Genomic DNA, 26332 nt, shown 5'->3' with positions numbered 1-26332 from the left:
ATCCGAGATTCCACCGAAAGATGTGGCCAAAACTACCTTTAACAAATGGACCATACCAATCTGTTTAGGAGGCGGAAGTGGAGCAGATGATGTAACTTGGAGCTTTCCGGTTGATACATATGAGTTAATCCCATTGAGCTACATATTCTCGTTAAAACAAACAGGAAAAAACGGTAAATAAAACCCTTCATAAATGAAGGGCCTTATTAACTTAGATTTAGACATGTCTGCAGGGACCAACCTCTTGACCCTATTGGGGCATATATAGCATAGGCAACTCGGTCCGCTCTAATAATCCGTTAAATTCCGAAATATCCTTTGTCCGTATCTCTTCCAATTCAGATTTTAAAACGTTCCATTGATCTAAATAATCTTTGGATACATTCCGCACCCCTTGACTCACGGGAAGGTTTCCTTTACCAATCCTATTTAAAAAATCCTTGAATTTAATCAACAAACGAGCCTCGAACATATAATTGCTCTGATAGGTCCTCATCTCCTTCTGTATAATTTTTGCAATCCAGTTATCCAATTTTTTATCCAGTTCCCGTCCTTTGGTTTTCACATCGGTCAAATCAGATTCTTGTAATAGAAATCTTAATTGTTGTTTTACTTTTCTTAATGACCGTACACCTGAACTCATTTCACCAGCGGCCCTATATATTGACTTGGAAATACCATCTCGTTCGATATAAGCGGCCTCGACATTTTCGACACTGGATTTTATACGGGGATCTATAGTAATTTTAAACTCTTCTACCTGTTCCTGCTCCCCAACCTTAAAACGGACTTTATACGTACCCGGAGGTGCATCATAAGCACTTAAATCACGGTTGGTGGTATATAGTTCTTTCAAACAATCAAAACGACCAATTTTCATGTTCCAAGTAAATCGATGCGCTCCTGGAGTTTTCTTTAACTGTGGCTTTACCAATGTATCACACCCAATTCGTTTTTCATTGGTATATTCTGAATGGATTATATGACCCGTACTATCTAAAATTTCCAATCCCATATGGGTGCTCTCGTCCACAGCCTTATTGTTAACATAGTTTATCTGAACCCCTTTTGGAGGGTTTTGACCATATCCGCCATCTATACTGTAGGCTACGGAAAGCTCCGCATGGGTGTCCCTAGGCTTGTATAAAAAATGGTCTGCCATAGCAGTTTTCTCATTGACCTGATGTAAGGGAGTAAGGTCGTCCAATATCCATATAGCCCGTCCTTGGGTGGTGACCACAAGATCTTTACGTTTTACCCGTAAGTCAGTAATTGGCACTTCGGGTAGGTTGTTCTGCAATGACAACCATTGTTCGCCGTCATTAAAAGAAACAAACATACCGGTCTCAGTTCCCGCATAAAGCAATCCTTTTCTATCTGGATCCTCCCGTACACTTCTAGCAAAAGTATCACCAGGCAGACCATCTGTAATCTTTTTCCAAGAAACTCCATAGTCACTGGTCTTATATATCATCGGGGTAAAGTTATTCAACTTATACCCTGCCACAGCTATATATGCAGTTGACGCATCATGGGGAGAAGGTTCAATTACGTTGATGATGGCTTCTGGAAGATCTTTCGGGGTCACATTGCTCCAGGTCACTCCCCCATCTTGCGTTACGTGTACCAAACCGCAATCGGAACCAACCCATACCACTCCTTCCTGCAAGGGGGATTCTTCAATATTAAAGAGGTTGTTGTAACTTTCTGCTGTAATTTGCTCATTGGTAATGGGACCACCTCCCTTACCCTGATGTTCTTTATTATTCCTAGTCAGATCTTCGCTAATGGTTTTCCAGGTCACCCCCCGATCGGTTGACTTCATCACATACTGTGAACCATAATAAATCACGTTGGGGTTATGCGGGGAAACAATCACGGGGCCGTTCCAGTTTGCCCTTAATTTCAGGTTTTTAGGTTGTTCACCACTAATGCGTTCGGGATAGGGGCGGACCATTCGGGTATTGTCTATATCCCTGTCCCATTCCACAAAATTACTGGCAAAATATGTTGAATAAACAAATCTTGGATTGTTGGGATCAAGTGCCACTGTAGAAGACTCACCTGCGCGCATAATATCCCAGTGCATTTCTCCAATACCGTTATCCATTACCCTGCTGTCTATAGCAATTGTGCTATTATCCTGTTGCCCGGAATAAACCCTGTACGGATGACCATTGTCTGTTAAGGCGCGATAAAACTGTCCAGTAGGTTGGTTGTATATACTTGACCAAGATGTACCTCCATTATAGGTCACAGCAGCTCCTCCATCATTGGCATTTATCATAATATCACTATTATTGGGGTTAATCCACATATCGTGGTGGTCTACATGAGTGCCACGCATTCCGGTAAAGGTTTTGCCTCCATCAATCGACTTCATGGCCTGACTGTTCATAACCCAAACCTCGTCCTCATCATTAGGGTCCGCTATTATATGCATGTAATACCATGGACGAGCAAATGTTGTCGCGTCATTGCTGGTTTGCCGAAAAGATTCTCCCGCATCATCAGAACGATATACCCCTCCTTCCCGCTCTTTGGCCTCGATGGCCATATAGACAATATTGGGATTGGCAGGCGATATATCAATACCCATTTTGCCTTTAAGTGCTGGTAGTCCTTTTGATATTGTTTTCCATGTCTTTCCGCCGTCAGTTGTTTTAAACACCTTACTTTCTGGGCCTCCACTGCTGAGTGCCCATGGTTTCCGTTGAAACTGCCAAGAAGTGACCATCATAAAATTAGGATCGTTCTCACTCACGGTCATATCCACTATTCCGGAATCCTCGCTCACGTTTAATATCTTTTCCCAGCTCTTTCCCCCGTCTTTGGATAGATAAAGCCCTCTATGCTCATCTTTTCCCCAAGGGTTTCCCTGAGCGGCCACATAAACGATATCAGGATTTTTTGGATGTACATAAACCCCTCCGATATGGCGTGTTTTGCTCAAACCAATATGCTTCCAGGTCTTACCTGCATCTAAGGATTTGTACATACCGTCTCCATGTGAAGTTTTTACCCCTCTAATAGGAGATTCACCAGTTCCCACGTATATAATATTATGATCAGAAGGAGCAACGGTTATATCTCCGATTCCAGTAGTATTGAAGTAGCCATCGGATATATTGTTCCAATTATCGCCGCCATCCGTTGTTTTCCAAACTCCACCACCTGTAGCACCCATATAATATGTAAAAATATCGTTGGGCAAGCCTTCAACAGTAGTAACACGCCCACCCCGAAAAGGGCCAATATTTCTATATGCCATAGATTCATATAGCTGTGGAGTTATACCGGTTTTTGTTTGTTTTCGTTGTCCGTGTGATGAAAATATCAGCGTAACGGATAAGAGTATGAGCAATTGGTTTTTCATTGATTTTAAGTTGATTTAGTTCGATATTCGGTCTCTACAGTCTCACCAATGCAGAATTGCAAAAGGTGCAAAAGCCAGCACTACTGAAGTGTGCAAAGCACGTAGTAATCCGCTTCAACACATATTGTGTTGACCATTTGAAAACTATGCTTTACATAAATAACGCTAGAGTACGGTAAACTTAAGTGGTATTTTTTAGAGGGTACATACTAGTTTGATTTCGATTGTTAAATGGAACATATGCTCTTTTGAGGCCAATCAAAAAGAGCTGTTACATCCTTTAATTTATTACGTTACACAAAGTACAAAATTTATGGACGTAATTTCTCCTTTTCCATAATATTTTTTTAATCGACTCGATGAATTCAAACCCGTACAACTCCAAAATAGCAAACCCTTTTTAGTAACTTTGACTCAACTGTAAATAAATATATAACCCTAATTAAATCAAAACATGGGAAAAGGATTTTTTCAAGTTCCGACCGCTGTCAACGAGCCGGTCAAAACATACGTACAAGATTCTCCAGAACGAGAAGAAGTACTCGAACAATATAAGGCGTACTACAATGGCAAGGTGGAAGTACCACTTTACATTGGGAACGAAGAGATAAAAACAGGCAACACAAGACCCATCTCCCCGCCGCACGACCACAAACACATTGTGGGACACTACCATTTGGCGGAAAAAGCACATGTGGAAAAGGCCATCGCCAATTGCCTTGAATCCAGAAAGGCCTGGGCCGACCTGACCTGGGAACAGCGTGCCGCCATTTTCTTAAAGGCCGCAGAACTGATCGCAGGGCCCTACCGCGCCAAAATGAACGCCGCCACAATGATCGCGCAATCCAAGAACATTTATCAGGCCGAGATAGATTCCGCCTGCGAAATTGTCGACTTTCTGCGTTTCAACGTGGAGTACATGTCACAGATATACAGCGAGCAACCGGAATCCTCCGAGGGAATCTGGAACCGTGTGGAATACCGCCCCCTCGAGGGCTTTGTGTACGCCATAACCCCGTTCAACTTTACCGCCATTGCAGGCAACCTGCCCGCCAGCGCCGCCATGATGGGGAACGTAGTGGTATGGAAGCCGAGCGACAGCCAGATATTCTCCGCCAAGGTAATCGTCGATGTGTTCAAAGAGGCAGGATTGCCCGATGGCGTGATCAATGTGGTCTACGGTGACCCGGTAATGGTTTCCGATACCGTATTGTCAAGCCCAGACTTCTCCGGAATCCACTTTACCGGCTCCACGGATGTGTTCAAATCCCTTTGGAAACAGATCGGGAACAACATACACAGGTACAAGACCTACCCCAGGATCGTTGGGGAGACCGGGGGCAAGGATTTCATTATTGCACACCCGACGGCAAAACCCAAGCAAGTGGCCACCGCCATTACCCGTGGGGCCTTCGAGTTCCAGGGACAAAAATGTAGTGCGGCATCCAGGGTATATCTTCCCAAATCCACGGCCAATGAAATTTTGGAATTGGTGAAAGCTGATATAGCCTCCTTCAACAAACCTGGCTCACCGGAAGATATGGGCAACTTTATCACCGCTGTGATACACGAAGGTGCATTTGACAAATTGGCCAGCTATATAGACAAGGCCAAGGCCGACAAGGATGCAGAGGTAATCGCAGGGGGAAATTACGATAAATCCGTGGGCTACTTTATAGAACCCACCGTGATCTTGACCACCGACCCGCAGTACGAGACCATGTACACCGAACTGTTCGGGCCCATTGTTACCGTTTATGTCTACGAGGACAAGGATTGGGGCGAGACCCTAAAACTGGTGGACGGAACTTCCGAATATGGACTTACCGGCGCCGTGCTTTCCGCGGACCGCTATGCCATAGATGAGGCCACCAAGGCCTTACAGAACTGCGCGGGCAACTTTTACATCAACGACAAGCCAACCGGTGCCGTTGTGGGACAACAGCCTTTCGGCGGCGCAAGGGCCTCAGGGACCAACGATAAGGCCGGGTCCATGCAAAACCTCTTGCGATGGGTATCGCCAAGGTTGATCAAGGAAACTTTTGTTACCCCGGAGGATTATCGATATCCTTTCCTGGGTTAAGCAACAGACGAAAAAACTGCACAAAGGCCGTCACTCTAAAAAAATGACGGCCTTTTTTATGCACTGAAATTATTCACCAACAAGTAGTTAAAAAGAAAAATCGACTGCTTTTACAATACCTTTCGTCGAAGAAGTTCTTTTTTAATCAATTCAATTTCCCTTGAAGACTGGGAACCTACAGATGAGTTTTCCTCTGCCCTACGAATTAGATATGGCATAACCTCTTTTATGGGTCCGAAGGGAACGTATTTTACAACATTATAGCCAGCTTGGGACAGATTAAAACTGATATTATCGCTCATACCAAATAACTGTCCAAACCATATTCGACCATCGGTACTTTTTAAATTATGGACCATCAATCCACGGACCAATCGTTTACAGCTAAATTCATTATGTGTTCCCAAGAAAACATCAAAAAAATCTAGGTTGTCCAAAACATAGTCCAAACCATCATTAAAATTTTTATCGGTTGCTGCCTTATCTTGACATATTGGACTTTTATAACCCATCTTAAAGGCCCTGTTTCGTTCTTTTTCCATATAGGCTCCTCGTACCAACTTCACCCCTACCCTTATTTTATGCTGTTCACTAAGTTTTTTGAGGTCCTTAAGATAATCCAACTTATGTCTTAGATACAGTTGAACTGTTGTAAAGACCACGGTTCTTGTTTTATTGTATTTAACCATCATTTCCTCTGTAAGTCTATCGACTGCACAATGAGCCCATGATTCCTCAGCATCTACCATGACCTTTAACGTATCTGTCTTGGAAACGGCCAGGCAAATGGTTTCAAATCTTTTTTTTATCCGCTCCCACTGCTCGCATTCTGACTTGTCCAAAATTTGATTTTCAGATATTTTTCTAAAAATTTCAAGTTTCCCTATACCTGTTGGTTTAAACACGAGAAAGGGTATTTCCTTTTGGTTTTTAGAGAATTGGCAAACTTTTAAAAGGGTATCCAGGTTATCGTCAAAACTCTTCTCGCTCTCGCTCCCTTCGACCGAATAGTCCAAAATGGACAAAACCAGGCCCTTGTTAAATAGTTTATCTATCTCTGACTTACAATCCAAAAGATTCTCTCCTCCACAAAACTGTGAAAAAATAGTTTTTCGCAATATTCCCTCGACAGGTAGCTTCACTTTAAAAGCAAACTTCAGAAATGACTTTCCAATCTTTGTGAGTGAACCGTACCGAAGTAATTTAAATAAAATTATGGCCTTTTTTAATTCATAGTTGGATTTGGAGGAAAAGGCGAACTCTGTATTGTTAAAGTTTATTGTCTCCGACATTTTACTGGATTATTGGTAAACAAGCAACATTCTTCCCAATTGGAATACAACAGGTATCGACGTTCTTGACGTGTTAGACGATAAAAAAATATGGTGGTCGAAAAGACGACCACCACGACGAACCAAAAAAGGGTACTAACCTATTACAATTAACTATACTTAACCCTTTGTACCTGGTTGTAGGATTTTATAGTTTCTTTCCTTTTTTTGTTGCTCCACCATACGTTTTACATCCTCCAACAATTGTTTAGCGTCATAAATAATACCATCCTTGACGGTATATTTGACACCTCCAACCCTCTGTATAGTATTGTCGTCCATCAACTTTATAGCTCCGGTTCCATAGAGCACTTTTAAGTTTACCAAAGGGTTTTCTTCCAAAATCACAAAATCGGCCAACTTCCCTGCTGTGATCGTTCCGATCTTGTCATCCATTCCCAATGATTCAGCCCCGTTCAAGGTTGCAGCCTTAATTACCTCCAATGGATGAAAACCAGCTTCGCGTAAAAGCTCCATTTCCCTTGGATACGAAAAACCATAAAGTTCATATATGAAACCTGCATCCGTTCCAACTGTGACCCGACCTCCTCGGTTTTTATATTCGTTGATAAAACTCATCCAAAGTTGATAGTTTTTTTTCCAATCGATTTCCTGTTCGGTCCCCCAATAATGCCAATAAGATCCATGGGATTCCCGACTGGGAGAATAAAACTCCCAAAGACTTGGCAAGGTATACTCCTCATGCCATTCGGCTCTTCTGGCCCTGGCTAAGTCTCTATTCGCTTCATATATGACCATAGTGGGTGATAAGGTAAAATCCAAATCAAGTAATTCCTGCATCACAGCGTTCCATTTTTCTGAATACGGTTTAGCAGCTTGGTTCCATAACTGTCCAGCCTCACCAAAACGGTCCTGTTCGTTCTGGTAGTTATAGTCCAAGGAATAATCCTGCACGGTCCTGTCATCGAACAAGGCTTCCGGAAGGCCGTACCAATGTTCCATTGCGGTAAGACCTGCACGTGCACTATGTAATACATTCCATTGGCCCACATATGTTTGTGAATGGTGCATTTTGGACCGAAGTCCCAATTTTTTGTTTTCATTAAGTGCTGCTTCCATAATTTCTGGCGGAGCACCAAAGAATTTGATTCCATCTGCACCATTTTTTGCGTTCTGACGAACCCATTCCCTGGCCTGTTCGGGCGTTGTTATAATATTCTTGGCCCCCATCCCAAAACGGGTGTAGGCCAATATTCGTGGAGCTGTAATCTTGTTTTTATTACTTTTCTCCTTATGCTCCAGAACCCAGTCTAGGCCATTTCCGCTCGCTGGGTCGGCAATGGTAGTTATTCCGTGCCCAAGCCACAATTTAAAGACATATTCAGCAGATGTTCCTTGTGCACTTCCTCCAATATGCGCATGGGAATCTACAAATCCAGGCAAGATATACATCCCTTCGGCGTTTAGCTCTTTTCCTCCAGGTCTTAGAACTGGTCTTTTATTGGGGTCGATGGGCACACCTGGATAGCCCACTACCCGGACCTCGGTTATCACATTGTTTTCTACCATAATATCCACTGGACCTTGTGGCGGCGACAATGTTCCATTGATCATGGTAGCTCCTCGAATTATAAGCTGGCTCCATGGGCCCTCCCCTTCGGCCCTTTCCGGCGCTTTCTCCACTCCGGCTCTATTCTTTCTAAATTTTGCAACAATGGATTCGGCTTTTGGACCGCCCCGCTCACTTTTAAGATTGGATTGATTGTCTTGAGCTTGCATTGCGCACGTTACCGAACACATTGCAATCAATGCAACAATTATTCTAATATTTTTCATTTTTCAATATTTGGTTAATAATTCCCTTGTACTCAGAAAAACAATGTCTCACTAATTGGTTCTGTTATATTTTGCAGGCATTCCTTCCGAAGGTATGGACTTAGCTATAAAATCCCGAAGATCGTCGTTTGCCGTTTTTAGGTCCTCATTTCTCAGGTACATCATATGTCCACTTCGATACCCTTTCCAATCCATTCTATCCTTTAGTTTACCGCTGGGGTCCATTTGCCACATATTATATTTTGAATTGAAATAATCGGTACCGCCATCATAATATCCTGCCTGGACAAGAACATTGAGATATGGGTTCTGGGCCATGGCCTGTCTTAAATCGTAACCTGTGTTATTATTGCTCCTATCCCATGGCCGTACCGGACCAAACATATTGTACTTAAGGTCGGTTACGTAGTTTAAGTGATTTTTGAAGTAATAGTTAATAGCTGGAGTAAAGGAATGTAACCAACTGGTAAGTTCTGCGGAATAATCGGGTCGAGTGCCGGCCGCCTCTTTATCTATTCCCAAATATCTTGAATCCAGCCTACCAATATTGTACCCCTCATCCCGCAACAATTCTTTCCAGAAGAAGGCTTTGGGTATGCGCAAATTATGTTCCAATATCACCTCTACCGATAATCCTGAATATCTTGATATTTTGGATGCTACTTGACGTCTTTCAGAATTTGAAAGAAATCCTCCTTTGGACAAGGCCGGCGTAAGTTCATTAATGGTATACTCCTCTACTTCGGGCAGTACTTCTACGAGGTCCTTTGACTGAAGGTCTGCTGGTAATTTTTTATGGAACCATGCCGCAGCGGCATAATAAGGCAAGAAATTTGCCGCACCGGGCACTGTACCGCGTTCTATACCCAGTGTTGTGGGTGACACCAAAATTACCCCGTTTAGATACATCCAATGGGAATTTTGAAGCTCCAGTGATAGTCCCGATACCCTAGGAGTGCCATAGCTCTCGCCTATCAGGAACTTTGGTGAAGTCCAACGATTGTTCCTAGTAACAAAACTGTTTATCCAAGTCGCCAAATACTCGATATCTTGATTTACGCCAAAAAAAGTTTCCGATTTGGTCTTGTCGTCCATTTCGTCGATCGCTCTCGAATATCCGGTATTTACCGGGTTTACAAAAACAATATCGGCAACATCCAATATAGTATTTGGGTTATCTTTTATACCATAAGGCTGAACAGGATAACCCTCATCATCAATTTTTAGGATTTTGGGTCCTGTATAGGCTATATGCATCCATACCGAGGCAGAACCCGGCCCTCCGTTAAATGAGATGACAAGTGGGCGTTTGGAAACATCCTTAATACCCGTTCGTTGATAATATGTATAAAATAGTCCTGCAATAATGTTGCCCTTGTCATCCCATACCGGTTGCTTTCCGGTCGTGGCACTATATTTAACTTCCTTACCTTTTACAACCACCTTTCCGTAGGTAGTGACCGTTGAGTCCATAGCTCTATTGATTTGCTGCGAGTGGGCAACAAAACCAATGCTTAGAAACAGGGCTATCCAAATGTTTTTTTTTCTGAACATATTTTAATTGTTAATGATTAAAATCGCTTGTGATGGAGACAAATGGTTCAAAGAATAGTATTGATAATGATGTTGGTTCGAAAAGGGGACGGATTATCGGCTTTGATAAAGCAGCCTGTTAAAAACTGCCATCCGCCCCTTTTGACTAATCAAACACTTATTAGAATTTTATCCTTTGTCAATTTTAAATCTCTTCCACAGCCAAAAATTTATAAAGGTTCTAGTCCACGTCCCAAAATAATTTGGTCGTCAACAAATCACCTCCGATCGCAGCGTCTGCATTTTCATAGTTGGCCTTGTTCAATGTTTGTTCTGAAATCGGATAGGTCAGTCGTACCGGTACTGTGGGAACAAATGATTCTGGTGGAGCCTCAAGGGCAGGGTAATCCAAACGCCTGTATTCGGTCCATGCCTCCAATCCTTGATTGAACAAAGCCACCCACTTTTGCATACCTATCTTTTGTTGCCATGTTCCCGGTGCGGTATCGTACGCCACCATTGGATTCGATAAATAACTATCGGCACCACTACCTAGACCATAATACTCAAAAGAAGCTCTAATGGCCTGATTGTAGTGTTCTTCTGCATTGGTAACACCAGCAATAGATCGTTCGGCTGCCTCCGCCAACAAAAACTCTACAGTGGCATAGTCCAATAAAATCACTGGTGTGGATGGTTGGTAGAACAGTGTACCAAATTTGGAATAATCGTTATAGGCAACAGCCAATCCCGAAGGCGCCCCAAGATAGACCCCATCTGTTCCCTCGACTTCTTGGAAGTACACTGCGATTCGGGCATCATTCAAATCATTCATATAGTTCACAAAAACATCACAACCAACAAAATCCCTACGATTTCCAACCGCCAAATCTGTCCAGAGTTCTGCAGTATTGGGCTGCGATTCCAAATGCTCTATTTGGGCTATATCTGCATTTGATGTAAAAACATTGGGTAGAGCCGTGGTTACTGCCTGTGTACCCAATGTTGGGTCGGCATCAATAATACGCATTCCCATTTGCAATAACAATGAGGCCCCAAATCGTTTCCAATTGGCTACGTTGCCATTGTATAAAATGTCCTGTCCCCAAGAACCTTGACCTTCGTCCAAACTATCGATAGCCGTAGTCAATCTGCCAATTAGATCTACATAGACATCTTGTTGATCATCGTATTCAGGAGAAATGTTGTTCACATCCAATGCTTGGCTATAAGGAATATCTCCGAATGCTTCAACCAGTTTTGAATAAGCATAAACCTCCACGATTTCAATAATTGCCAATTGATTGGTATTCACTAGGGTCATGCTCTCCGAATTTTCAATAATTTTGGCACTTTGTGCCAGATTGTTCAAAATATCCATATAGACCTCGTTCCAAGTAAAATTGGAATAGTATGTGGTTCCCTCATTATAGGTTACGGATGAAATCTGTTGCACCAATAACCTCGTGGTATTGAAAGGGTTTCCATTGGCACCGTACGTAATACCGCTCATTGTATCCGATAGGTTTTTCACAGCATTGTTGAAAAATGTTTCTGCTGGTGCTTCGGTTGCGTTTTTAACATCTACGTTCATGTCTTCCAAATCACCGGAACATGAGAAAAAAACCGCTATTAAAATTAAGATATAATAGTTTTTCATTTTCTGTTTTTTATGGTTTAGAATTGAACTTGAAGATTTACTCCAATGTTTTTTACCGTTGGCATTACCCCGTTTTGAGACCCCTGTAAATTTCCAGAGCTCAAACCTGCTTCCGGATCTGCGAACGGCAGGTTTTTATGTATGATCCAAAGGTTGGAACCTACGATTCCCAATCTTAATGATTGAATGCTCAACTTATCCATAAAGGACAATTTGGGGAAGTTATAGTTCAAGGCAACCTCCCTAAGCTTAACATAGGACGCATCATAAATAAAATGAGCTCTTGGCGCCAAAATACTTCCTGTTGCATTCCTATAGGTATCCATTGCTGTCCTTACCGTGTTTTTAGAACCATCTGGAGCAACACCGTCCAATATAATACCTCCGCCATCAGCCAAGGAATTACGAATCGGGTTTCCTAGGTCGTTCAGGCCAGTTGACCATGTATACAGTCCCGATCGATTACCTGTATTGATATCATTGGAAAAAACGTCACCTCCACTTTGGATATCTATTAAAAAACTAAGATCAAATCCTTTGTATTTAAGAGAGTTGGTAATTCCAGCCGTCCAGTCTGGAGTTATATTTCCAATTACATTATTGGAAGTTGTGGTTCTCTCATAAGCACCGGTTTCCTGATTTATCAATCGTTTACCATCCACATAAATGTAATCTGTTCCCTGAATGGTTCCATAAGGTTCCCCAACGGTAGCATTAATGGACACTCCGTTCACAGACCCCAATTGAAGGTTACTACCTCCTTCGAACAAAGACAATACCTCACTTTGGTTTTTTGCCCAGTTTACATTAGCTCTCCATTGAAAGTCTCCTGTAGGAACAATATCCCAGTTCAAAGCTATCTCAACTCCCTTGTTCTGAATTTCACCTGCATTGACGAACTTGGAAGAATAGCCCGTAGTAGTGGAAATGGCTACGGGAATAATCTGGTCTTTTGAATTGGTTTGATATAACGAAAGATCAAAACCAAGCCTATTGTTTAAAAATTTCAATTCCAGACCCGCTTCGTAACTAATGGTAGTCTCCGGCAATAAATCCTCATTGTTCTTAGTATCATTGGTGCCATATAGAGGTACGGCTCCAAAGGGTGTTGGTTTGTTCAACACATCCACCAAACTATTGGCTGGAGCTGAACTCCCCACCTCGGCATAATTAAGACGAAGCTTACCAAAGCTCAACCAACTTTTATCCAACAAATTGGAAAAAACAAAACTTGATGAAACGGAAGGGTAAAAATAGGTGCTATTCTCCTCTGGTAAAGTTGAAGAGTGGTCAAATCTACCCGTTAGATCCAGATAAACAAGATTATCGTACCCGAAAGAAGCTAATCCATAAAATCCATCTACACCCACCTTTTCTACACTCTCAATGGGCGCAGGGGGCAAGTTCAATGAATTCGACAGGGAGAAAAGATCTTTTAAAACCAATCCGCCGTTGGTCTCCGCGTAAATTGAACTCAAGTCCGTTCTTCGAATATTGGTTCCCAAAACACCGCTAATATTGAGTTTATCCGTAACGTATTTGTTAAAGTTCAGCATAAGGTCGTAGTTCTCCTCGCTGAAATTGATATTTCTTCGTGAATATCTTCCGACCGCTCCTGCAGTTCCTTTATTGTTTCGTTCTTCTTGAATAAAGGAGTATGTATCCAAGGAGACTCTTCCCTCAATATTCAACCAATCGGTGAACTTGTACTTTAAGGAAACATTACCGAAAATTCGACTACGCGAATCGTTCTGGTAATTTTCATAAACGACCCAATAAGGGTTGTCTATGGTACCGCCCATAAAGGGGTCCACATTGTTCCCTGTGTTAAAATAAGCTTCTTTTAGCTCATCGATACCCACGTTCATTGCCCAATACTTTCTCATGGAAGAAATCACATTTTGTGCATTCCCTCCTGTTTCATTACCTGTTCGGTTTCTACCCAAGGCATCAGTCAAAATATAGTTTGCGCTCCCCGATACTGAGAATTTATCGGTTATATCAAAAGAGGTGTTGATGGAGATATTGTCCCGGGTAAGATTACTGTTGGGCATAATTCCATCTTGATCAAAACGGGTATACGCAATTCTATAATTGGCCTTGTCGCTTCCTCCAGCTATGGCCACACTATTGGTCGTTGTTATCGGAGTTTCAAAGAAGTCGATCAGCTTGCTCTTAGGGGCTTCCCAAGGTGTGGGCTGCAGGTAAAAAGGAGAACCCTCATAAAAGGAGTCCCACTGATATACCAAAAGGCTGGAATCAAATTGTGCCCCATAGGAGCCATAAGCTGTCGACGGTGTCACTAAATCCAGTTCTCCATCTCCATCAACATCGGTATCCACAAAGAAACTATCCCCTCCGCTCCCATAAACAGGACCATATCCAGTACCATACTCGTACTGAAAATCGGGCCAAGTTGATTTATCTATCCATCCCACGGTTACATTGGAGTTTATGGTTACCGTAGGTTTTTTATTTGCCCCAGCACCAGATTTTGTTGTGATGATCACTGCACCATTGGTTGCCCTGGATCCATAAAGAGCCGTAGCTGCAGCTCCCTTCAACACATTTATGGATTTAATGTCATTGGGATTGATGTCCGATGCCATATTACCATAATCGAAGCCACCGGTACCACTTTGCTGGTCGGCTGTATTAAAATTGGAATTGCTCACAGGAACCCCATCGACCACAAAAAGGGCTTGGTTGTTTCCCGTTAATGAAGTACTGCCTCTAATAACCACATTGCTGGACCCTCCCATATTGGTATTGTTCTTTATCTGAACACCTGCAATCTTACCGGACAGGGCATTGACAACATTATCTGTGGGTGTTCGATTTACATCTTCTCCATCCACTTCTTGGGTAGCATACCCAAGGGACTTTTTCTCCCTGGATATTCCAAGTGCGGTTACTACAACCTCATCCAACTGTGCAGAATCTTCTTGGAGTTCAATGGTGATGGGGTCGTTTCCCGTGACCTCCACTTCCGTAGTTTTGAATCCAATATAAGATACAACCAACACATTACCTGTGCTAGCCTCTATGGTAAATTTTCCATCAAAATCGGTTTGGGCCCCAATGGATGTTCCCTTTACCATAATATTGGCACCCAATAATGGTATTCCTGAAAAATCCACGACAGTTCCACTTATAGTACCTTGCAAATTATAGGGCAACAGGGATGCATTGGGAGATTTTTCCAATGCAGGTTTTTTTCTCATCTGCATAAGAATTATTTGTCTTCCTTTTATTTGATAGGTAATGTTAGTGCCCTTAAATAGAAGTGACAGTACTTCCTCTAAATTTTTGCCGTTCGTTTTTAAGCTAATTTTCTTACTAAGTGGAATCTTACTGTACTCGTACATAAAACGGTACTCCGAAATAGATTCTATTTTCCCCAGGGCATTTTCCAAGGTAACCTCCTTCAGATCAAGCGTTAACTTTTCTCCTTGATATCCTGGGTCGGCCTTAACTTGAAAAATACATGCGATCAATAAAAAAATAGTGAGCTTGGAAGTGATTCCAAAATGCAAGAATCTCTTTATTAAAAAAATTCTAGATGGTTTTTTTTTCATAATTTTGAGTTGATTTAATTAGTTTGAATCGATATTTATTACACAGTTAAAAGGGGGAATGGGCCAACATTCCCTCTTTTTGTGTTTTTACAAGGACCTATTTCATTGGCAGTGTTGTTTTAAGTTAGTAATTTACTCTCGTGTTGGATTTGGTTATTTATTTTATAGTTATTTCTTTGTCTCTGGTATTCTTTTCTTTTTGAATGATATACTCGAATGGTGCCAATACTTGTAGCCCGTCCAATACATCTTCTATGCGTTCCACATTTCTATTGAACCTTGCATTGAATGTTTGATCGGTAATGCTGTTGTTATTATTTTCAATGTGCACGTCATAGACTCGTTCCAAGGTTTCGAGCAGCTCAGTAAATGATGCATTTCTAAATACCACTTCTCCATTCTTCCAGCCGGTATATAAAGATGTATTTACCTGTTCCACCTCCATTTGTCCCTTTGATCGACTCCAGGCACCTTTATCTCCCGGAACCAAAATGGTCGAGTCATATAAGTTACTGTTGGGCTTCAAGCTTACAGATCCCTCTACCAAAACAGTGGTCACCTCATTTTGGTTTTTGTAGGAAGAAAAATTGAACTCGGTACCAAGAACACTTACCCTTATATCCCCAGAGTTCACAATAAAAGGGCGGTGCTTATCTTTGGTAACATCAAAATAAGCTTCACCGTAAACAAAAACCTCTCTATTCCCATTTTTTGGGAAAGCAACTGGAAACTTTATTCGTGAACCCGAGTTAAGGTTAATTTTGGTACCATCTGATAAAACAAGCGAAAACAGTAATCCATTGGGAACATGTAGTTCATTGTATTCAGAGCTCCCTCCATTATTATCAATATTATAGATTAAGGTGTCACCGGACTGAACGACAATATTTCCGGAAGGCAATTTTATCGGGTGGTTTCCCGATCCATCTAATATCTTAATACCATTACCTGTATCCAATGATATAAAATCCTCATCTATTTGAGTTTGTAAAGCATCGCTTTGGCCATTATTAAAATAGAACAGCGTTATTCCCAACGTAACTAGGCCCAAAAAAACCGCGGCATATTTCAAAAATTCCTTGATTTTAGCTTTCCTGAATTGACCCTTGTGCAATTGAGCTTTTACAAGCTCCCAATCGGCATCAACATCCAAATTATTGAGAAGCTGCAAAGCATCTTCGACCAAGTGCTCTTTCTTGATCCTTTCAATAACTTCTTGATCGGTACTATTCAAAAAACCTTCGATATCATTCTTCTTTTGAGATGAATCTCTAAGCTTTTTTAAAAGGTATTGCAATGACTCTTTGCTACGCATTTAAGGATGTTTCTTTATTAGTAGTTGTACTTCTCTAGAAAGAGGGTGACAATTCCTCAATATTTTTTTAAAAATGATATCTTTTATTTGAATTTTAGGATAAAATTCAGATTAAGTTTATATTTCGTTAACTTTAAATTTCCTTAAAACCCCGTGAACCTCTGCCGATGAACTTTAAGGTTGAAGATTTTTTTAAAAAAAATTACGCCTTTCTGTGCCTTGTTTCCTTTTCGATTGTAAAAGATGAGGATGTTGCCAAGGATATTGTGCAGGACTTCTTTGTATCTTTTTGGAATAAAAAAGAATATGTTGCCATTACAAGCTCAATGGATGCTTATGCGAAGAAAGCCGTAAAAAATCTAAGCTTGCAGTACATACTTAAAAAACAGAGGGAACTAAACCTTTTGGATAGCCTCAAATTTGAAAACCAGCCAACCGATCAGGTTGTCGATATAAGAAACTTGAACAAATTAAACGACCTGGTCGATCAACTGCCCCACAAGAGAAAAGAAATATTTGTTTCGGCCATTGTACACGGCAGAAGTTATTCGGAAATTGCCGAAGCCAATAAAATTTCCGTAAATACTGTTAAAACACAAATAAAAAGGGCTTATGCATTTTTAAGGACGTTTAAAAAAGAGGATTTTATTTCTCTACTACTTCTGGTATTTTCCTAAGGCAATTTGTTTTCTGTTCGACATGTAGTATTCCAATATCTGTATGTATTGTAATGCAAAATATTAGGAATTCCGTAGAGAGCGATTTCAAGTAATATTAGCAATAATTAAACCAATTGTTAGATGATTCTAATGGTTAAGCACAACGAGCAAGTTATGAACACTGTGTGCTTTTTGTTTATCAAAAAGCACCTAATATACTGTTTTTTTGAGGGATTAGTTGTATTCAAGGAAATACTGTAAACACTTAAAAATAAAACATTTAAATCACCTATTGATATCAGTGTCGGGATTATACTCAATTTTATTTGCCTCCTCAAACCAAAATCTTAATTTATTCTCTTATAATCAAGTAATTCCTACGGGTACCACTAGCAATATCGAAAAACTTTTCTATCCATAAATCGTAAAATGTTCTGAATCTGAAATCTATTATATTTTCATTTACACATGATTATTTAATTTTACACCGATAGGTCGTTAGATGTCGATTCATAATTTCCACCATGAAGCTTCAACAAATCACCATTTCCTTAATTAGTCTTATTTGTCTTTTTTGTTGTGAAACAATTTGGGCTCAGGAGCAATCACATAATAAGAGCAATGCCCCTGATACAACATTGGTCGATAGTCTATCAAAAAAGGGCTATGATCTTTGGATAAGAAACCCTTCAAAATCCATTGAACTAGGCAATAAAGCATATAATCTGGCATCTAAGCTGCAATATGATAAAGGTGCCGCATTTGCAAAAAGGGTATCAGGTGTTGGGTATTGGACACTTGGTGAATCGAAAGATGCACTTTTCGATCTTTATAAAAGCTTAGATCTTTACCAAAACATTGATGATCTAGAAGGTATTTCCAATGTAAAGCTCAATATTGGAATGGTCTATGCGGAAATTGATGAGGATTCCTTGGCATTGAGGCATTACCAAGAAGCCATCAATGGGTTTACAACACTTAATTTGGAAAATAGAATTGCTACGACTTACACAAAGTTGGGTACCCTTCAGATTAAAACCGGCCGGTTGGACAAAGCGCATACCAATATTAGCAACGCGCTTAATATCCACACAAAAAATAATTTTCAGTACGGAATGGCCGAAGCTCATAATAGATTGGGACAAATTTTCTTGGAACAGAGTAATTTGGAACAGGCCGACTATCATTTAAGACAATCATTGACCTTGGGCAGGAGAATCGATGATAAAGATGGAATGGTCAATAACCTTATTCAATTCGGTAGATTATTCTATTTAGAAAAGGAATATGAATTGGCGGACATGCATTTCAAACTTGCCTTATCAAGGGCAAATGAAATGAACCTTAAAAACTATAAACTCCAAATTTTTAAAAATCTTTCCGAGCTGAAAAGCCAAATCCAAGAAAGTGATTCGGCACTATATTATTTCTCACACTATGTGGAATTAAAGGACTCACTTTTAACCATCAAGAAATCCCACCAAATCGCCGGCTTGGAATTTAGAAACGAAATCCAACAAAAGAACAATGAACTTGAAGAACTTTCAAAAAGCCAAAAACTCAGCCAAACTATCCAATGGATTTTAATTGGAGGCTTGTTGATCATAGGTATTTTGTCCGTTTCGTTGTTAAAAAACATTCGTGCTCGCTCAAAAACCCAAAATGAAATACTGGAGCAACAAAATATCATTGCCCAAAAAGAATTGGAAAATCAGAAATTACGGGGTATGGACTTAGAAGGTGAGCTCAGCACAAAAAATAGAGAACTTACCTCCTATGCCATGAACATGGTTCAAAAAAACCAAATACTCGAAGAGTTGGATGATAAGATCAGTGAAGCCATGAATACCGCTTCCCCCGAAAGGATAAAGAAGATGCTTTCCGATTTACAACGTATGATTAAGATCAATCAAGGAAATGATAAGGATTGGGAAGATTTTAAACGGTATTTTGAAGATGTACATCCTGAATTTTTCACCCATCTTAAACATCAATTCCCTAATTTAAGCGCCAACGATTTAAAAGTTGCTTCTCTTACCAGGCTCAACTTATCCATAAAAGAAGCATCGAATATTCTGGGAATATCCCCTGAAAGTACCAAAACCGCACGTTACAGGTTGCGAAAAAAGATGAAATTGTCTTCCGATACCGATCTTTTTGATTTTTTATTGCAATTCTAAAAAAATCACAACGTCTTAACTTATAGTTATTTACATTTCATAAATACTTATATGTCTACCTAATGTCTACCTATTTTGAGTACTTGTAGACATCTTATCCGATACTCGTACACCCTTCATCGGCACAATACTTTTTTTCTCCTCTCACCTAGTCCTAAGTTTGCTCCCCAAAAATTCAGCGGTAAATCCGTGTTTATTCATCAATTCTAAAATCAAACAAAAATGAAACGACAGTTATTTATTCAATGGCATCAGAACAACAATAGGCTGATGGCCATCAAAACAAGAAAAAAAATTGAGTTTAACTCCAGGTACAAATCGAAAATCTAAAAAAGATGGAAACTTTAAAAAATTTACCCAGCCCTTTGGAGATTTTATTAGACCCGATATCACTTATAGTTTTGGGAATTTATGCTTCTTTGATGATTTGGGAAGCATTGTTTCCGGCCAGAAATCTTCCTAAAATAAAGAACTGGAAAACAAGGGGCTTGTTAACCTTTGCCGTATTTTTTTATCTATCCAGTTATTTACCCATCATTTGGGATGGATTTATTGCCCAATACCAAATATTCGACCTTTCCATGCTTGGCGATATTGGAGGGGCCATTGTTGGCGTATTTATTTATGAGTTTGGCCTGTTTCTTTGGCACTATAGTTTGCACAAAAGTGATTTTTTGTGGAAGGTATTTCACCAGATGCACCATAGTGCGGAACGAATCGACACCTATGGGGCCTTCTATTTTAGCCCAATGGACATGGCTGGTTTCACTCTATTGGGGAGCTTGTGCTTGGTAGGCGTTGCAGGATTTACACCTGGGGCGTCCACTATCATACTTTTAACAACCGTATTTCTGGGTATTTTTCAACACAGTAATATCGTTACTCCTCAATGGGTTGGGTATTTTATTCAGCGACCTGAGAGCCACACGGTTCATCATGCCAAGGGTATTCATGCGTATAACTATTCGGATCTGCCCATTTTTGATATCATATTTGGGACCTTTAATAATCCAAAGGGGTATTCACACGAAACAGGCTTCTACAACGGAGCTTCAAAAAGAATTAAAGAGATGCTTTTTTTCAAGGACATCAACAAAGAAAATCAATCAAAATAAAAAAATGAAGAAAAATAGTATAGGAATAGCATTAGCTGTAGTATTTTTAGTGTCATGTACATCGGACGATATCTCCGGATCAGGTGTACCCACTACGGAAAACAGGGACCTTAACGCATTTATTGCTGTTTCTGCAGATGGCATTGCTGATGTGAACATTGTACAGGGTAATGCCCAAAGTGTGAAAGTAACGGCCGATGACAACATCATCGGCCTTGTAAAAACAGAAGTCAAAGACGGTATTTTGGAAGTTTACCTGTCATCGGGACATAACTATAAAAATATTGATGTTAGCCTCGAAATCATGGCAAAGGGATTGAACGGTGTTGCCAATAAAGGATCTGGCACAATGAAAGTTGACAACGTGGACAATCCAGAATTCTATTTAAACAACTCGGGTTCCGGTGACATCAGTCTCTCCGGTGCGTCAAACACACTACGTATAGAAAACGAAGGAAGTGGCAGAATTTCCGGGTTTACATTTCTGGCCGATACGTGTGCAATCGAAGCCATAGGTTCCGGAGATGTGGAGATCAGCTGTATGGACGAGCTCGATGTAATAATCGATGGTAGTGCCAAAGTTTTTTACAAAGGGAATCCGTTGATCACCAAAAATATTTCGGGTAGCGGAAATGTTATAGATGGAAACTAAATAAAATATACCTTTAGTCTTTTCCTAAAAATGAAAAACCCTATAATTTTATTACTGGCATTTCTTATGTTAAGTTGTGGGAATGCACAAGAGGTGACAAAAGCTAAAAACGAAGAAAGCTCTGAAATTAAAGAAGCTTTACTTATCGGAACATTTCATTATAACAATCCTGGTGCTGATGTAGCCAAAACCAAATCTTTTGATGTTCTCAATGAAGATTCTCAACTTGAATTGAGAAAAATTAGCGCAAAGATTACTAATTACAATCCCACTAAAGTATTTGTGGAATGGCCATACGATGAGCAAAAAGAATTGGATTCTCTTTATAATGTATACATTCAAGGTACTTATTTCGACAATGAGAATCTATCAGATTTTTATTTAAAAAGTGAAATTTTCCAATTGGCCTTTAGAGTAGCTAAAGTGGATAAGCCGGGTAAAGTGACCCACCTTCGCCGGATGAAACTGACCAGGGTAAACGAACTGCCTAGATTTGATCTATCCTTGGGTTAAACTTAGTTTTTATTTTTCAATTTTCTTCTCATTGATTCTCCTTTTATGTCGATTCTGTGTGCCGTGTGCACCAAACGGTCGAGAATGGCATCGGCCAGTGTTTTTTCACCTATGATGTCATGCCATACTTCGACTGGTAGTTGTGATGCTATAATAGTGGACCTTTTGCCGTGACGGTCCTCGATGATCTCCATAAGCGCATGCCTGTTGATGTTGTCCAATGGTTTAAGGCCGAAGTCGTCCAAGATGAGCAAGTCCTGTTTTTCAAGTTTGCTTATCTGTTTTGGATAGGAACCGTCGGCCTTTGATGTCTTGAGCAGGGTAAAGAGCTTGGCGGTGTTGAAGTACATGACCTTTCGCCCCAAGGAGCAGGCCTGGTGGCCGATGGCCGAGGCCAGATAACTTTTCCCCACACCGGTACTACCGGTAATAAGTATGTTTTCCCTTTTAGGGATGAACCCGCAGGAACCGAGCCTCCGGACCAGGTTCTTGTCCAGTTGGCGTGACGGTCGGTAATCGATGGCCTCCATGACGGCCGTATACCTGAACCTTGCGGACTTGGTCAATCGCTCTATCCTACGGTTGTGCCGGTCGTCCCATTCGCTCTGGACGAGATAGGCGATCAGTTCATCGTTGGTGTAACCGGTGGACGGACCGCCGGTTTCCATTGTTGTGGTGAAGGCCCTGTGCATTCCATAGAGCCTCATTTCTTTCATCAATTGCATTGTTTTTTCGTTCATATGTTCTGTTTTTAAGTATTGTTCCTATTCGTAGTATTTTCCTCCCCTTATGTTGTTGTGCTCGGGCATTTCCATATCCCCGTCCATACGTTCATCGATCTGGTCCCATCCCTTTTTCAGGATGCGCTCGACCATATTGTAATTGTACGCACCATATTCCGAGGCACGTTTGCACGCATTCTCAAGACGTCCCCTTCCGTACTTTTTGGCAAGGTGGAGCACGCCCAGACAGGACTTATAGGATTGTTCCGGGTGTTGCTTCTTCTCCAGGATGGCAATGATGTACCCTTTACAGTGTCCACCGATATTGCCCGCCCAATCGATGAACCTTTCACTGCTCCATTCGCTTACGAACCTGTGGTGCGAGGGCATATGGTCGGCCAAGGTGGTATAGCCGTATTTTTTCCTGTCCCTTGTATGTACGGCGAACCTTTCGTGCTTATGGTAGATTTCGACGATACTGTCGGTATAGACCAGCTTGACCTGTTTGCCTATATGCCTGTAGGGCACGCTGTAATAATGCTTGTCCTTCCCAAAATAGATATGGCTGTTCTTGTGCACGGTGGCCTGGGCATATCGTTTTACCTCATAGCGTTTCGCCGGTAACGGCATCAGTTCGCCCTTCTCGATTTCCATGAAAAGTGAACGCCTGGAATATTCCCTTCCCCTGAACGGCATTGTGTTGTGTTTTTCCAACAGTTCCCTTATCGCCATGTTGATATCGGCCATGCTATGGAAGACCTGGTTCCGTAAAGGGGCGAACACCCTGGTGTAGATTATCTTCACGGCGTTCTCCACTATGGCCTTGTCCCTTGGCCTATAGGTACGTGTGGGCAGTACCGCCGTTTCATAGTGTTCGGCAAAGTCGGCGAAGACCTCGTTGACCTTGGGCTCGTAACGGCTGCTCTTGGTGACCGCCGACTTCAGGTTGTCGGGTACCAGGGCCTTTGGTACGCCGCCGTAGAACCATAGTGCGTTTTCGGTGCAGCGGATGAAGTCCTCCAGTTTTTGGCTCGCACAGGCCTCTACATAAGTATATTGGCTGCTGCCCAGTATGCAAACGAACACCTCCAGTTCCTTCAGTTCACCGGTGTCCCTGTCAACAATGTGGAGTTTCTTCCCCGTGAAGTCTATAAAGAGCTTGTCGCCGGCCTTGTGCTCCATGTGCATTACCGGCGAGGTCTCCTTGCGCCATTCGGCGTACCAGTACTTGAACTGTGAGAGCTTGAAGCCATCGGGATGCTTGGCATAATATTCCTCCCAGAGCAACTGTCGGGTAACCCCGGTCTTTCTTATTTCCTTATCAAAATAGGGAAAGTACTGCCTTAAGGTCAGCAACCGTTGGCTCTTGCGCTTTTGCCCGTCCTTAAAAAGGCCGTGGAGTTCCTCCAAGGTCATCTTCTCCACTTCGTAGGCCGTAAAACGGTACCGCTTGAAGAATTCTATGTACTTCCTGACCGTGACACGGGATATGCCCAATTGTTGGCTTATCCCCCGTTTGCTCATGCCGGAGGTGTAAAGTTTGTAAATCAGTTTTGTCTTTCGCATGTCTATCTGCTTGTTCGCCATGGTGCTTTTTAACAAAAAAAGCACTTAGACTTTTTACAGATAGATCTAATCTAAAGGTGGTCCACTTTGACCCGGCGAAGGTGGGTCACTTTCGTCCGGCCAGCTATGGTCACTTTAACCCAGCGAGGGTGGTATACTATGTCCGGCGTTTCCACTTAGGACGTGTATAGAATGAAATGCACTCCCTTTTCATCACAAACCGCAAGAAAAAGTAAATGTGCTTGGGTGATTCCAAGCTATCCCTATTAACCCACAACTTCAAGAATACATCTTGAACCAATGTCTCCACAACAAAACCATCATCGAGAAAGCTCTTGCCCAGCCAGTAAATCTGTCTATTGTATTTGGTATAGATTTCCGAAAAAGTTGAATAGCAACCTTTCTTCAATAATTCAAGATGCCTGTTGTTAATATTTGAAATCACGAGCATAAAATTTTAATGAATACTTACCAAATGTAATCATTTATTTATTATTCGTAATTATTAACTTATTATAAGTATATTTTACAGTACTATAAATGAATTACTTGTCATTTTAGGGTTAACAAATACGCCCATGACAAAAAAAGATGATCATAAAGACCCTGCACTGGTTTCCATAGGTTCAATGTTCGAGACGGGAAAAATTCGAAAGATGTACACTCTTGCAGAATTATATCCGACCAGAATAGCGAAATCACTTGGCATAAATTATGGCAGATATATGGTCAAGCTGAACCATCCTGATAAGTTTACAATGGGAGAAATCGTAAGGCTTGCAGACTTACTCGATATAGAGCCTGACATGATAACCAAGGTCATATATGCGGAATTAAAGTAGAATATGAGAATTCTCTAAATTAGGAATTAAATAATCCTTGTTGAGTTCAATTTCTTTCCAACCAACTTTCCCAACCATCAGTGTTATCCAATAATAGTTTCTTTTTAAGAACAACAACACTATCGACATTTTTTTCATAGAATATGGTATCACCATACCGATGAGCCGTTTCTATGAATTCAATATCCTTCCTATTTGGTTTTAAATTTATATATCGGTAAAAATAGTTGTCAACCCCTGATTTTCCCCATGTCGAAATCCGATTCTTATCGGCGTCAAACGTTAAATTGGCACCACTAAAGATTTCAGACAATTCAAACACCCTTAGTTCGGGGTGAAATAAATAGGTTAGATATGATTCGTTGGCACCACCTCCTGCGCTTTCTGTGAAAAATTTGAAATCATAATGACCATCCAAATTGATGTCAGTACTATCGTTGGTATAGCTGTACATTGCCTTCCTTGCCTTGTTTCTGAATATATTTTTGTTGTAATCTAACGAGGATAAATCAATTGGATTGTAAACGAAATAGAACTGATCCAAATCCAGATCCAATAGAACCCTTTCAGTTGTAAACTCAACGAGTTTTTGGCCAAGAAGGTCAACCAATATTTTCTCGGATTTTGAATTGATACTTTCCGAATATCTTACTATATATTCCCATTGACAGTTAAGCCCATTGATTTCAAATGGTAGACTCCGAACCTTGAATGATTTACCTATCAAATTTTTATGAAATATCGGCAGCTCCTTATAAATATGAAATGAGTCTTTCTTTATTTCCTTTAAATCAAATCCCATGTTGTACTTGTAAGTGGTTATTATTGAATCGATTCCATAGGCCATTAAATGAGTATTGTCTTTTTCTGTCTGTTCATGTTTAAATGTTTTTTTGAAAATCGAGTCATTAACAAACTCAGTTGAAATAGTGTAGGTATCTTGTCCATCACCTCCGCTCATGGCAAGGGTAATATCAAAAATTGAATCAGGTCGTTTTACTCTAAGAATCTTTTCCAGTTGGTCTCCATATGTATGTTTAAAATATATCAGAAATGAAATTGAATCTTTCTTTTCGGACAAGAACTGTTGATCTGACATTAAGTAATATTCATTCAACCCTATTTTGGTGGTGTCCAGATGGAGTGCCGTTATTTCTTTTTCAGTATAGCGTTTGGAAAAGTCAAAATTTGTGGGAAGTGAGTCAGGAAGCTCAATTTTTTTCACTATCCATTTGTAGAAAGATTCTTGATGTTTCTGCTTGACCGGGTTTGATAAGGGATTAATGTTAGAAGAAGTATCGATTTCACGATTTTTACAGCAAAAAAAGAGAGTCACCGATAAAAGAAAAAGGACGTTTTTCCTTTTAAGATTTTGAAAACTATTTTCCATGGCCTGATATTAATTTTTTA

18 protein-coding genes are annotated in these 26332 nt (G+C 40.8%); 7 read left to right on the top strand and 11 right to left on the bottom strand.

Annotated elements, in window-relative coordinates:
- Positions 1 to 250: 250 nt before the first annotated feature.
- Positions 251 to 3376 (bottom strand): glycosyl hydrolase, encoded by a 3126-nt coding sequence (locus ABTP35_RS13380; protein ID WP_293295687.1) that lies wholly within the window; start codon positions 3374 to 3376, stop codon positions 251 to 253.
- Positions 3377 to 3830: 454 nt separating this feature from the next.
- Here ABTP35_RS13380 and pruA point away from each other — a divergent pair, with 454 nt between their 5' ends.
- Entirely contained in the window at positions 3831 to 5459 is a 1629-nt protein-coding gene (pruA, locus tag ABTP35_RS13375; protein WP_293295688.1) for an L-glutamate gamma-semialdehyde dehydrogenase, read from the top strand.
- 110 nt (positions 5460 to 5569) lie between these two features.
- Here pruA and ABTP35_RS13370 read toward each other — a convergent pair whose 3' ends face one another.
- The 6 genes from ABTP35_RS13370 to ABTP35_RS13345 form a co-directional block, all read right to left on the bottom strand.
- On the bottom strand, positions 5570 to 6751 hold the full coding sequence (locus ABTP35_RS13370; protein WP_293295689.1) for a proline dehydrogenase family protein: 1182 nt from the start codon (positions 6749 to 6751) through the stop codon (positions 5570 to 5572).
- A gap of 159 nt (positions 6752 to 6910) precedes the next feature.
- On the bottom strand, positions 6911 to 8587 hold the full coding sequence (locus tag ABTP35_RS13365) for an amidohydrolase family protein (protein ID WP_375334255.1): 1677 nt from the start codon (positions 8585 to 8587) through the stop codon (positions 6911 to 6913).
- Positions 8588 to 8638: 51 nt separating this feature from the next.
- A complete protein-coding gene (locus ABTP35_RS13360) occupies positions 8639 to 10141 on the bottom strand; it encodes a carboxypeptidase (protein ID WP_293295691.1) in 1503 nt (500 codons plus the stop codon).
- 220 nt (positions 10142 to 10361) lie between these two features.
- Positions 10362 to 11780 (bottom strand): SusD/RagB family nutrient-binding outer membrane lipoprotein, encoded by a 1419-nt coding sequence (locus tag ABTP35_RS13355; RefSeq protein ID WP_293295692.1) that lies wholly within the window; start codon positions 11778 to 11780, stop codon positions 10362 to 10364.
- Positions 11781 to 11797: 17 nt separating this feature from the next.
- Positions 11798 to 15358 (bottom strand): SusC/RagA family TonB-linked outer membrane protein, encoded by a 3561-nt coding sequence (locus ABTP35_RS13350; RefSeq protein ID WP_293295693.1) that lies wholly within the window; start codon positions 15356 to 15358, stop codon positions 11798 to 11800.
- A gap of 157 nt (positions 15359 to 15515) precedes the next feature.
- The gene (locus ABTP35_RS13345) at positions 15516 to 16673 is read right to left on the bottom strand and encodes a FecR domain-containing protein (RefSeq protein ID WP_293295694.1); all 1158 of its coding nucleotides are present in this window, start codon (positions 16671 to 16673) and stop codon (positions 15516 to 15518) included.
- Positions 16674 to 16840: 167 nt separating this feature from the next.
- On the opposite strand from ABTP35_RS13345, the gene ABTP35_RS13340 reads away from it, so the two are divergent.
- From ABTP35_RS13340 to ABTP35_RS13320, 5 genes are all read left to right on the top strand, one after another.
- Positions 16841 to 17350 carry a sigma-70 family RNA polymerase sigma factor gene (locus tag ABTP35_RS13340; RefSeq protein WP_293295696.1) on the top strand — a complete coding sequence of 170 codons (510 nt, stop codon included), beginning with the start codon at positions 16841 to 16843 and terminating at the stop codon, positions 17348 to 17350.
- Positions 17351 to 17856: 506 nt separating this feature from the next.
- Entirely contained in the window at positions 17857 to 19512 is a 1656-nt protein-coding gene (locus tag ABTP35_RS13335) for a tetratricopeptide repeat protein (protein WP_293295698.1), read from the top strand.
- A gap of 335 nt (positions 19513 to 19847) precedes the next feature.
- The gene (locus ABTP35_RS13330) at positions 19848 to 20627 is read left to right on the top strand and encodes a sterol desaturase family protein (protein WP_293295700.1); all 780 of its coding nucleotides are present in this window, start codon (positions 19848 to 19850) and stop codon (positions 20625 to 20627) included.
- Positions 20628 to 20631: 4 nt separating this feature from the next.
- On the top strand, positions 20632 to 21279 hold the full coding sequence (locus tag ABTP35_RS13325; protein WP_293295702.1) for a GIN domain-containing protein: 648 nt from the start codon (positions 20632 to 20634) through the stop codon (positions 21277 to 21279).
- A 30-nt stretch (positions 21280 to 21309) separates the two neighbouring features.
- Positions 21310 to 21792, top strand: coding sequence for a DUF5694 domain-containing protein (locus ABTP35_RS13320; RefSeq protein WP_375334254.1), 483 nt, complete (start codon positions 21310 to 21312; stop codon positions 21790 to 21792).
- A gap of 2 nt (positions 21793 to 21794) precedes the next feature.
- Here ABTP35_RS13320 and istB read toward each other — a convergent pair whose 3' ends face one another.
- From istB to ABTP35_RS13305, 3 genes are all read right to left on the bottom strand, one after another.
- A complete protein-coding gene (gene istB / locus ABTP35_RS13315; RefSeq protein ID WP_207037074.1) occupies positions 21795 to 22532 on the bottom strand; it encodes an IS21-like element helper ATPase IstB in 738 nt (245 codons plus the stop codon).
- 24 nt (positions 22533 to 22556) lie between these two features.
- Entirely contained in the window at positions 22557 to 24080 is a 1524-nt protein-coding gene (gene istA / locus ABTP35_RS13310) for an IS21 family transposase (RefSeq protein WP_375334253.1), read from the bottom strand.
- Between the two features lie 157 nt (positions 24081 to 24237).
- Complete coding sequence (locus ABTP35_RS13305; RefSeq protein ID WP_375334252.1) at positions 24238 to 24531, bottom strand: RNA polymerase sigma factor; 294 nt, start codon at positions 24529 to 24531, stop codon at positions 24238 to 24240.
- Between the two features lie 127 nt (positions 24532 to 24658).
- Here ABTP35_RS13305 and ABTP35_RS13300 point away from each other — a divergent pair, with 127 nt between their 5' ends.
- A complete protein-coding gene (locus tag ABTP35_RS13300) occupies positions 24659 to 24922 on the top strand; it encodes a hypothetical protein (RefSeq protein WP_090294722.1) in 264 nt (87 codons plus the stop codon).
- Between the two features lie 46 nt (positions 24923 to 24968).
- On the opposite strand, the gene ABTP35_RS13295 is transcribed toward ABTP35_RS13300, so the two are convergent.
- Complete coding sequence (locus ABTP35_RS13295) at positions 24969 to 26003, bottom strand: hypothetical protein (RefSeq protein ID WP_375334251.1); 1035 nt, start codon at positions 26001 to 26003, stop codon at positions 24969 to 24971.
- Positions 26004 to 26332: the final 329 nt, after the last annotated feature.

The organism is Flagellimonas alginilytica, from assembly GCF_042134605.1.
Taxonomy (GTDB): domain Bacteria; phylum Bacteroidota; class Bacteroidia; order Flavobacteriales; family Flavobacteriaceae; genus Flagellimonas; species Flagellimonas alginolytica.
This window is presented reverse-complemented; position numbering and strand designations above follow the sequence as displayed.

Excerpts from the sequence above, each read along its gene's own strand:
- ABTP35_RS13365 (WP_375334255.1), bottom strand. The coding sequence starts at position 8,587 with ATGAAAAATATTAGAATAATTGTTGCATTGATTGCAATGTGTTCGGTA.
- ABTP35_RS13350 (WP_293295693.1), bottom strand. The coding sequence starts at position 15,358 with ATGAAAAAAAAACCATCTAGAATTTTTTTAATAAAGAGATTCTTGCAT.
- ABTP35_RS13320 (WP_375334254.1), top strand. The coding sequence starts at position 21,310 with ATGAAAAACCCTATAATTTTATTACTGGCATTTCTTATGTTAAGTTGT.
- ABTP35_RS13340 (WP_293295696.1), top strand. The coding sequence starts at position 16,841 with ATGAACTTTAAGGTTGAAGATTTTTTTAAAAAAAATTACGCCTTTCTG.
- ABTP35_RS13380 (WP_293295687.1), bottom strand. The coding sequence starts at position 3,376 with ATGAAAAACCAATTGCTCATACTCTTATCCGTTACGCTGATATTTTCA.
- ABTP35_RS13355 (WP_293295692.1), bottom strand. The coding sequence starts at position 11,780 with ATGAAAAACTATTATATCTTAATTTTAATAGCGGTTTTTTTCTCATGT.
- ABTP35_RS13325 (WP_293295702.1), top strand. The coding sequence starts at position 20,632 with ATGAAGAAAAATAGTATAGGAATAGCATTAGCTGTAGTATTTTTAGTG.
- ABTP35_RS13330 (WP_293295700.1), top strand. The coding sequence starts at position 19,848 with ATGGAAACTTTAAAAAATTTACCCAGCCCTTTGGAGATTTTATTAGAC.
- ABTP35_RS13360 (WP_293295691.1), bottom strand. The coding sequence starts at position 10,141 with ATGTTCAGAAAAAAAAACATTTGGATAGCCCTGTTTCTAAGCATTGGT.
- ABTP35_RS13335 (WP_293295698.1), top strand. The coding sequence starts at position 17,857 with ATGAAGCTTCAACAAATCACCATTTCCTTAATTAGTCTTATTTGTCTT.
- ABTP35_RS13345 (WP_293295694.1), bottom strand. The coding sequence starts at position 16,673 with ATGCGTAGCAAAGAGTCATTGCAATACCTTTTAAAAAAGCTTAGAGAT.
- ABTP35_RS13300 (WP_090294722.1), top strand. The coding sequence starts at position 24,659 with ATGACAAAAAAAGATGATCATAAAGACCCTGCACTGGTTTCCATAGGT.
- ABTP35_RS13370 (WP_293295689.1), bottom strand. The coding sequence starts at position 6,751 with ATGTCGGAGACAATAAACTTTAACAATACAGAGTTCGCCTTTTCCTCC.
- istB (WP_207037074.1), bottom strand. The coding sequence starts at position 22,532 with ATGAACGAAAAAACAATGCAATTGATGAAAGAAATGAGGCTCTATGGA.
- istA (WP_375334253.1), bottom strand. The coding sequence starts at position 24,080 with ATGCGAAAGACAAAACTGATTTACAAACTTTACACCTCCGGCATGAGC.
- pruA (WP_293295688.1), top strand. The coding sequence starts at position 3,831 with ATGGGAAAAGGATTTTTTCAAGTTCCGACCGCTGTCAACGAGCCGGTC.
- ABTP35_RS13305 (WP_375334252.1), bottom strand. The coding sequence starts at position 24,531 with ATGCTCGTGATTTCAAATATTAACAACAGGCATCTTGAATTATTGAAG.